Here is a 764-nt window from a genome sequence, read left to right as displayed (position 1 = left end):
AAACGCATCTATCAGGTGGGCATCCCCTCCATCGCCATGACTTCGGTGGGCAGCGTGATGACCTTCTGCATGAACCGCATCCTCATCGGCTTTTCCAGCACGGCGGTGGCGGTGTTCGGCGTTTATTTCAAGATGCAAAGCTTCATCGTTATGCCGCTGTTCGGCCTGAACAACGGCATGGTGCCCATCATCGCCTACAACTACGGCGCCCGCAAACCGGAGCGCATTACCAAAGTGATCAAAATGGCCATGGTGGCCGCCATCTCCATTATGCTGGTGGGCTTTGCCGCGGCGCAGCTTTGCCCCGGCCTGCTGCTGAGCATCTTCAACGCAGGGCCCGATATGCTGGCCCTGGGCGAGGTGGCACTGCGCATCATTTCGTTCCATTTCATTGTGGTAGGCTTCAACATCGTGGCTTCGGCTGCCTTCCAGGCGCTGGGCCGCGGTGTTATGGCACTGCTGGTATCGCTGGTGCGTCAGCTGTTTGTGCTGGTGCCCGCCGCCTGGCTGCTGAGCCTGAGCGGCAATGTAAACCTGATCTGGTGGTCCTTCCCCATTGCGGAAGCCGCCTCTCTGGTCATGTGCAGCCTGTTCCTGGCCCACTGCTACCGTACCATCGTACACCCCATGATGGACCAGGCCCCTGCCACCGTATAAATTTAACCGGAAGGAGCGTGCGCCTATGCTGCGTTACGTGAAAAACGGCATGCTGCTGCTCAGCATCGCCTTTATCGTCCTGGGGGTCCTGCTGCTTGTTATGCCGC

At 58.9% G+C, this 764-nt stretch carries 1 protein-coding gene; it reads left to right on the top strand.

What is annotated here, in order from left to right; translation table 11 throughout:
• Positions 1-657: MATE family efflux transporter (locus H6B10_RS14790; RefSeq protein ID WP_243427413.1), on the top strand; the 657-nt coding region annotated here is incomplete at its 5' end.
• Positions 658-764: the final 107 nt, after the last annotated feature.

This window comes from Gemmiger formicilis (assembly GCF_016901605.1).
GTDB lineage: Bacteria > Bacillota > Clostridia > Oscillospirales > Ruminococcaceae > Gemmiger > Gemmiger formicilis_B.
This window is presented reverse-complemented; position numbering and strand designations above follow the sequence as displayed.